This window comes from Brevibacillus sp. SIMBA_040, assembly GCF_046535075.1.
GTDB lineage: Bacteria > Bacillota > Bacilli > Brevibacillales > Brevibacillaceae > Brevibacillus.
In genome coordinates, this window is sequence record NZ_JAWRXI010000111.1 from 1 (window position 1) to 313 (window position 313).

1 tRNA gene is annotated in these 313 nt (G+C 53.4%); it reads left to right on the forward strand.

What is annotated here, in order from left to right:
* Positions 1 to 95: 95 nt before the first annotated feature.
* Positions 96 to 172: transfer RNA gene (locus tag SB752_RS32185), tRNA-Met, on the forward strand.
* The last annotated feature ends 141 nt before the right edge of the window (positions 173 to 313 follow it).

The following is a 313-nucleotide window of genomic DNA, read 5'->3' on the forward strand; positions in this document are numbered from 1 at the left end:
TCAGCTGGGAGAGCATCTGCCTTACAAGCAGAGGGTCGGCGGTTCGATCCCGTCAGCCTCCACCACTTATTTACTAAATAAGTTGATAATAACGTCGCGGGATGGAGCAGTTCGGTAGCTCGTCGGGCTCATAACCCGAAGGTCGCAGGTTCAAATCCTGCTCCCGCAACCAATTTTTTCACTTGAATTACGCAGAATGCTCTTCTTGCTCAAGTGAGATGGGAGTGCCCTTGAGCGCAACCAAATATGGAGCTGTGGTGAAGTTGGAGTTCACGCCGGTCTGTCACACCGGAGGTCGCGGGTTCGAGTCCCG